General features: G+C 66.6%; 7 protein-coding genes. 3 read left to right on the forward strand and 4 right to left on the reverse strand.

Annotated elements, in window-relative coordinates:
* Positions 1 to 221: 221 nt before the first annotated feature.
* Entirely contained in the window at positions 222 to 683 is a 462-nt protein-coding gene (locus tag M2302_RS32875) for a YcxB family protein (protein WP_280841686.1), read from the reverse strand.
* A gap of 368 nt (positions 684 to 1051) precedes the next feature.
* On the opposite strand from M2302_RS32875, the gene M2302_RS32880 reads away from it, so the two are divergent.
* Both M2302_RS32880 and M2302_RS32885 read left to right on the forward strand, forming a co-directional pair.
* Positions 1052 to 1522 carry a hypothetical protein gene (locus M2302_RS32880; RefSeq protein WP_280841687.1) on the forward strand — a complete coding sequence of 157 codons (471 nt, stop codon included), beginning with the start codon at positions 1052 to 1054 and terminating at the stop codon, positions 1520 to 1522.
* A gap of 243 nt (positions 1523 to 1765) precedes the next feature.
* On the forward strand, positions 1766 to 2485 hold the full coding sequence (locus M2302_RS32885; RefSeq protein ID WP_280841688.1) for a hypothetical protein: 720 nt from the start codon (positions 1766 to 1768) through the stop codon (positions 2483 to 2485).
* Positions 2486 to 2662: 177 nt separating this feature from the next.
* Here M2302_RS32885 and M2302_RS32890 read toward each other — a convergent pair whose 3' ends face one another.
* Together M2302_RS32890 and M2302_RS32895 are read right to left on the reverse strand one after the other, a co-directional pair.
* Positions 2663 to 3928, reverse strand: coding sequence for an MFS transporter (locus M2302_RS32890; protein WP_280841689.1), 1266 nt, complete (start codon positions 3926 to 3928; stop codon positions 2663 to 2665).
* A 236-nt stretch (positions 3929 to 4164) separates the two neighbouring features.
* Positions 4165 to 4725, reverse strand: a complete 561-nt coding sequence (locus M2302_RS32895; protein WP_280841690.1) for a hypothetical protein — start codon at positions 4723 to 4725, stop codon at positions 4165 to 4167.
* A gap of 178 nt (positions 4726 to 4903) precedes the next feature.
* On the opposite strand from M2302_RS32895, the gene M2302_RS32900 reads away from it, so the two are divergent.
* Positions 4904 to 5530, forward strand: a complete 627-nt coding sequence (locus M2302_RS32900) for a hypothetical protein (RefSeq protein ID WP_280841691.1) — start codon at positions 4904 to 4906, stop codon at positions 5528 to 5530.
* Between the two features lie 32 nt (positions 5531 to 5562).
* On the opposite strand, the gene coaD is transcribed toward M2302_RS32900, so the two are convergent.
* A partial coding sequence (coaD, locus tag M2302_RS32905) for a pantetheine-phosphate adenylyltransferase (protein ID WP_280841692.1) occupies positions 5563 to 6233 on the reverse strand: 671 nt, incomplete at its 5' end.

The following is a 6233-nucleotide window of genomic DNA, read 5'->3' on the forward strand; positions in this document are numbered from 1 at the left end:
GTGGGCAGCCGCGATGAGAGCGACTCCGCCGGTCACCTCGACCAAGCCTGGCCTGGCTGCGGTCGTAGCACCAGTCAATAGGTAGCCGCGATCCGTGCGTTGCGCAACTGCCGTACGGGTTACTGGCCGTAGCCGAGCGGTCGGCTGCTGCGCGGGGACGCTGTCGACGTGCTGCACAATTCGGCGGTCGCGTTGCTCGGGCTGGTCGCGTCGGGGGACGGTCACCCGGCGAACTCTGGGCGCCCGACGATGAAGTCGTCCACGATCCGTTGATCCTCGGGCGAGAACGCCGCCCGCGGCACCGGGATCTGGCTCATGCCGTACTTCAGCAGCCAGGTATGGGGTCGCCGCCGAATCCGGGTGATGCCGGACCAGTCGATCTGGGTACGGCTGCTCGCGGTCTGGATGTCGACGCCCGACGTGCTCACCCCGTACCGGAACGGCTCGACGAAGAGGCGGCGCTGCAGCAACCAACTCAGTACCGGAAGGAGTTCTGTCACGGCGAACGCGGCACACAACACCAGCACGAGGTAGAGCAGCCGACCGTTGAACCCGGTCAGTGTCGCGAGCAGCGTGGCCAGCAGCACAACCAGTGCCGCGAGGGCGAGCAGGAGCATCCGCATGACGCGTTGCCAACGGCCCTGTGCGTCTTGGCTCATCCGCCGCAGCAGGCCGTACGTCATCTGCACTTCCCCGGTCACGTGCACGTGCCGCAGTATGGCACGGCATCGCCGCAAGTCGCGCGTCGCCCAGCGTGACAGCGATGGCCGCCCGAAGCGTCGGGAACCTGCCGAGTGAAGACCATGGTCCACCACGTCAGACAGCTATCCGGCATCTGGGTTGCACCCGCGGAGCAGACAGCCTTCGCCGAAGACCGAGACCCCCAACCGCGCCCATGAGGCCCTCTGCCCGCGCAGACGGACTTCCTGTCCCTACTGCGGCGACTCAGTATCCGGATCTGCCGCGAAGCGCTCGTCACCCAAGTGCCGTCGGCGCCGGTCGCCGGCGTCCGAATGTGCCGATGAGTGCGCACTCCAACTAGCGTGCACCCATGGCCGAGTCTTTGGACCTCTCGAGTCCGGCTTCGCGTCGGGAGGCGCTCCGGATGGTTGACGTAGATGACCCTGGCCCCCACCACGCGATGCTTCGAGAGATCTTCGACCTCGAAAGGACGTGGCGCGAAGGTCCGGACACGGGCGAGAGCGACGAGTACGAGCAGATCTACGTGACGGCCTTCCTGCTGTTCCTGATCGGTGATCCCGCGGACTCACCCCGCCTGTATGGAGCGAAGTTCCGCACGGGTGAGATGGACCTAGGCACCGGCTTCGATGCCCAGGCCATCTTCGGAGCGGGCAGGTGCGAAACGCTTCAGTGGCTCCTAGAGAACGGATACACCGACGAGCACGCGCATCTCTCTGAGTGGTTGTCGCAGTGGGAAGACCCGAAGATCGAAGACTGGGCTCGGCATGTGCGCGAGTATTTCTACTCACCGGATGGCGTGCTGCTTCTGGATCCGCTTTAGACGCGCCCTGGCCTGCCGTCCGCTCTTGCCGCCGAGCGAGCGACTACGTTCCGTGAGGAAGCGCGGTGAGGCAGACACCCGGTCGTGCCGAGTTGAGTACGACCGCCCACGGGAACTCGAGTTGCCAACCCGCGCGCCGAGGTTGCTCGACTTCAGCGAAGTCCCCGCAACCCTTCATCGACTCCGCGTCGTTTCGGCGGCGGGGCTAGTCTGTGCCTCGCCTCGACCAAGGGAAGGTTCGTCATGCTCGACGACATGCGCGTGCTGCGCAGTGCAGTGAAGGGCTATCGAGCGGCGGCGACTGCCGCCGGTGTCCCCTGGCTCGATGAGGACGACCGGATCGACGGGCTGCCCGTGGATGTGCTTTGCCGGGTCTTCGACGTGGTCCGCATCGCCGAACAACCGATCTGGCTCAATACCCAGGGCTTGCCGCATGGACGGGTTCTGCCCGACGGCGCGTTTCCGCTGATGTGGAACAACGCCGATGACCTGTTTGGCTACCTGTCCTTCGCGGTCGGGATCCCCTTCCACTGGCGGCATCAGCTGCCACTGTTCTTCATCGACCACCTCGTTTTTACGTTCGTGCTCACCGGCGACAATGAGGGGGAGATCTGGCGCTACCAAATCGACGCCGACGACTGGAATCCGGTTCGCGCCGCCCCCAGCCTGGCCGCGCTGTTCGCGGAATGGACCAAGGGGTTCGCGGCAAACGTGTACGACCGCTCACCGTACGACACGTGGTTGCATATCGGCTACGACGGGCGCGACCCGGTCGACGTGCTCCTTGAACGAGACCTCGACCCCTTCGCCTTCCCCGTGTACATCTCGCAGTACCCCCACAAGGATTTGCTCCGTGCACGGCAATTGGAGTGCGGTGTCGACGTAGACCGTGCCGACCAACCCGAGCGCCAAGAAGAACTGCTCGACGCCATCGACGCGGCTCTTGCGTCCCTTCGCAGGTGATCCGGCGCCGTTCGACGAGTCGGCAGCTTACGCCAACGCACGCATCTGCCGCCGACCGGGCGCTACGTTCTGTCACCGTCGCCCGGCGGGCTGCGCCGCCCGCTCGTGCCGAGAAGCGGACGCCTGGACCGCGCACGAGGGCGTCATGGCGGGTTCGACTCCGGAGCACTACGAGCACTACTTCGCGCCAGCCGCGCGGTTGAGGGAGGTTTCACTGCGGTCCGTTATAGGGCCTTCCGTTACGGCGGAGCGGATCACGAGTGGACCACGACGTCCCATCGCCCACACGATGAGCGCGAAGCAACAGAGCGCCGTTCCTGTGATCGTGACCGCTGTCCAGCCGCGCGCGGACCAAAGCGTGGTCGCGGCGGCGGAGCCGATAGCAGCGCCGATGAAGTTGCCGGTGGCCAGCGCCGTGTTGAGCCGGCTGCGTGCCTCGTGGGAGAGGGCGAACAGCCGCGCCCGGCTGAGGAGGGCCTGCGTCTGGAGGGCGACATCGATCATGATGATGGCGACGATGACAAGTACGACGGACCGGCCGGCGAATGCGGCGACGACGAAGGCGCTGAGGGCCAGTACCCAGGCAGCGCCGGTGGCCGGGAGCGACCAACCGCGGTCGTGCAGACGACCGCCGTGCAGGCCGGAAAGGACACCAGCGAGGCCGGCTAACCCGAACAACCCGATCACCGCTACCGGGTACCGGAACGGTGGGCCGCTGAGCAGGAACGTCAGCGCCGTCCAGAACAGCGAGAACGTGGCGAACCCTGTGGCGGCCAGAACCAGCGTCCATCGGGCTGCCGGCTCGCGCATGACCACCGCGACGACCGAGGCGATGAGCTGCGGGTACGGCATGCGCGTCCGCGGTGCCAGCGGTGGAATCGCGCGGTAGAGCAGAACCGCGAGCAGGACGGCGACGACGGCGGCGAGGACGAAAACCGTACGCCACCCGGCGGCGCCGGCGACGAACCCGCTGATCGTGCGGGAGGCCAAGATACCGGTGAGGGTCCCGGACCCGACAACGCCGACGATCCGACCGCGGTGGGCGTCGCCGGCCAGGTCCCCGGCGAGCGGTGTGAGGACCTGCCCGGAAATCGTCGTCACACCGAGCACGCCGAGTGCGAGAAGGAGTACGCCGATCGACGGTGCCAGCGCGCACAGCAGCAGTGCGGCGGCCGAGGCCAGCAGCATCACCGGGACGAACCGGCGGCGGTCGAGGACGTCACCGAGCGGCACGAGCAGCAGCACGCCGACGGCGTACCCGACCTGCGCAGCGGTGACGAGCCAGCCGGCCGTCGCGGTCGTGGTGGTTAGGTCGCCAGCGATGGAGCCAAGCAGCGGCTGTGTCCAGTACAGGTTGCTGATGGCCGCTCCCGCCGCCACCGCGAACAGGAACGTCAGCCGGCGGCTCAGACCCGACGGCAGCCCCATGCGGAGTGCTGTCATCCGGTCACGCTACGTCGGGGGACCAAGGCGCGGCGGGCCAGCGAGGGCCTGAGCTTGGTAGGGGCACCCGCGTCCGCAGGGATGTCAGATTTCTCGGCACCGTGCAGGCGTGCCCGGACAGGTAGACACGCCGGGCGACGACATCGCCCACCGGTGGGGTCGCGGTTGTGGCTCGTCGCGTTTGGCGGCCAGCGCCGCGCGGATGCGCCTGCGACATCGAGTGTCCCGTCTTGCCGTCAGCCGGTTGCGACCTTGGCGACGGCTGCGAGTTCACGGATCATGTCGACGAGTTCCTTCGCGCGCGGCCCGCGTTGCTTCAACACCTCCCGCAGATAATCACTGGCGTTACTGCCGGCGAACTGCATGCTTGACGCCCTTGCCGGCAGCACTATCCCCACATAGCTGCGTCGCTCGAAGGTCGTCTCCACCACGACGCCGTCCGCTTCCAAGCCCCATGAGTGCTGCCGCCAGAGGCCGTCGTCGGACAACGCATAGCCCGTGCCGATCGACGCGATCTCACCGTCTATCCACAGCACCGCCACGTTCCTGTGACAGTCATTGTCATCTCCTTGCACCAGCCGCCTTGCTGGTCCGAAGGCCGACGCTCTGGCGAGCAACACCTCAAGGTCTGGTTCGGGGATCCCCGGGGGAACGACCACCGAGCCCCCGTGAGACAACAGAGTCCGACACCAGCTTCGCCACCGCGGGCCATACTCCGCGTCAACGCCGACATAGGCGTCAATCCGCTCCAGATACAGCTGCAGTAGACGCTCGCGTTCATCGCTCGTCGGTGCCATCGGCGAAGGATACCGGGCGCCAAAGTGCAAGATCAGGCGCACTATCTGCCGCAGGTCGCGCGCCACTGTGTCTGAGGTCGTTACTGTCTGTACCCTTTGCTCGCTGCTTGCCCGCTGTCCCGTGTTATGCCTGCAGAGAGAAGCGCTTTCAATCTTCGGGGTGCGCCAAGCTTCGCGGGTGATCTTCTCTTCGGAACTTCTGGATTCCGCGGCGGCCGACCCAGCTTCTCCGGCCTGGAGTCTGATCTGGCACGAGTCGTGTCACCAGGGAACGTTTGGCCCTGCCAGCGCAGCGTTGCTGCCCTGGCTGGCGCGAACCTGCGCCAGCTTCGCGCCGGAGAGGCGGGACGGGGTGGTGGCGCTCGCCGGCTTCATCGCGGTGGATGCCACCGACGCGGACCGCGCCGCGTACAGCCAAGAGATCGCTACGTTGCGTAGGCTCGGGGTCGAGTGCCTGCCGGGCGCGTCCACCGACAGAGACTTCGTGTTACTGCAACAGGCTGTGCTCGGCTTCGACGGCGACGAGATCTGGGGCAAAGAACTCGACCTCGTCATCGACGGAGAAGCCGACGTGCAATGTCCCGAATGCGAGGACGAACTGTGGCTGGACCTGATGGCCGAGGACTCCCCAATCGAGCCGTGGCTTACCTCCGATCTTGCCGTTCGCGTCCATGCTGAGGCCGTCGAGGCGGGCCGGAACTCGCTGGCGACTGCCTTCACGTACCTCTTCGGCCGGGTCCACTGCCCGAACTGCGGTACGCGATTCGATCTGGCTGACCAGGTAGGCCGTGTTTCATGGGGGTGAAGTGGGCATCCGCATCTGCCGCCGACCGTGCGTCACTCCTCAGCGTTATGTGACGGACGGGCCGACTGTGCCGAGCGGTAGGCGCGTGCGACCGTTGACGACGTGGCGGCCAGCTGCGGACGGGACGGCAACCAGACGGTCTGAATGCCGAGTTGCTCGTTCATCGCAGCGAGCTGGTACTCGTAGCGAAGGTCCGCGGCCGTGCGCACGCCACGGACGATGACCGTGGCACCGCGGCGCAGGCAGTAGGCAGTCGTCAGGCCGGTCCAGGTGTCCACCTCGACATTGCCCCAGGCCGCCGGCATGGCGTCGCGCGCGCGTACGGCCCTGGCCGTGGCCTCCGCGGTTGGTTGCTTGTCGGCGTTCACCGCCAGCAACACGATGACCCGGTCGAACATCACCCGAGCACGGGCCACCAGGTCGCGGTGCCCCGGGGTGAACGGATCGAACGTACCGGGATAGACCGCCAACGAACCGCGTACCGGCGCCACTCCACGATCCGACGTAGCCGTCACCGCGACTCCCACCACATGGCCGCGATCATCCCAGCCGTACATGTGCCGACCCGACTTTGGCTTGTCGTCACCGCCGACCACCGCCGACATCCTGATCTGCCGCTGACCGCGCAGTTGCTCAGGAGGTCTGATTGAGCCCCGGTAGCCAGAGGTCCCTTGCCGTCTGCCATCTTCGCCGGATTTGCGTA

This window comes from Micromonospora sp. A200 (genome assembly GCF_029893845.1).
Classification (GTDB): Bacteria; Actinomycetota; Actinomycetes; order Mycobacteriales; family Micromonosporaceae; genus Micromonospora; species Micromonospora purpureochromogenes.

Coding starts and splice junctions, on each gene's coding strand:
- M2302_RS32890 (WP_280841689.1), bottom strand. CDS start 3,928: ATGACAGCACTCCGCATGGGGCTGCCGTCGGGTCTGAGCCGCCGGCTG.
- M2302_RS32895 (WP_280841690.1), bottom strand. CDS start 4,725: ATGGCACCGACGAGCGATGAACGCGAGCGTCTACTGCAGCTGTATCTG.
- M2302_RS32885 (WP_280841688.1), top strand. CDS start 1,766: ATGCTCGACGACATGCGCGTGCTGCGCAGTGCAGTGAAGGGCTATCGA.
- M2302_RS32875 (WP_280841686.1), bottom strand. CDS start 683: ATGACGTACGGCCTGCTGCGGCGGATGAGCCAAGACGCACAGGGCCGT.
- M2302_RS32880 (WP_280841687.1), top strand. CDS start 1,052: ATGGCCGAGTCTTTGGACCTCTCGAGTCCGGCTTCGCGTCGGGAGGCG.